Below are 858 nucleotides of genomic sequence, written 5' to 3'. Positions count from 1 at the left end.
CTTTCACACCGACTACACATTTCACCGCGCGGGTCCGGACATCACGAACATCAAGGAGATCAAGCGACTAGACGACGACGGGTCCGTCTTGGAGACAACGGCGTTCACCTACGACCTGAACGGGCAGCTCGAGACGATCACTCCTCCGGCGGTGAGTCCCGCCGACGGACTCAAGATCGTACGGAAGTACTTCGCGGTTCCCGCGGCGAGCGTCGGGCTCCTCGAGGAGATCGAGCTCGAAGTGAACGGATCCCCTGATCCGCATCTGAAGCGGAGCTTCACGTACGATGCCCGGGGGCTTGCTGGCTCGGTGACCGATGCTCGCGGGAACACGACCGACTTCGTGTGGGATGACCTGGGCCGGCTCGTCGAGACGAAGAATGCGATGACCCCAGATCGCGAGTCGACGTTCTTTCGCTACCGGGGCCCAAGCGCCGTGGGCGCTTTCAGTGCCGCGCCTCCTGGCCGCTTCCTCTCCGAAGTTGAGATCGGCACCACCACCTCAGCCGGCGAGGGCCAGCTTCGTCGCCTCCGCTACGACACCGAGGGCCGCCTCGAACGGGTCGAACGCAAGGATGACAGCAACAACTGGCCGATCTTCACCACCTTCGCCTATGACAGCGACGACAACCGACTCCGCTCCGTCGATGCTACGACTCGGACGCTCACCTTCGCCTACGACCTCCTGACGCGCCTGGCGAGTGTGACCGACGATGCGCCCACCCCGAATACGACGACCTTTGCCTACGATGCCGTCGGCAACCGCACTGAGATCCTGGATGCGAAGAGCCGCCAGACGCTGTTCCGCTACGACGATCTCGATCGTCTCATCGAAGTGGAGCAGGTCGCCGAGGGCCT

At 63.3% G+C, this 858-nt stretch carries 1 protein-coding gene; it reads left to right on the top strand.

Features of this window, described 5'->3' with window-relative positions:
* A partial coding sequence (locus tag GY937_23185; GenBank protein ID MCP5059620.1) for an RHS repeat protein occupies window positions 1–858 on the top strand: 858 nt, incomplete at both ends.

The organism is bacterium (assembly GCA_024228115.1).
In the GTDB taxonomy this organism is placed as follows: domain Bacteria; phylum Myxococcota_A; class UBA9160; order UBA9160; family UBA6930.
Note: the sequence above shows the minus strand (reverse complement) of the source record. Positions and strands in the feature narration are given on the sequence as shown.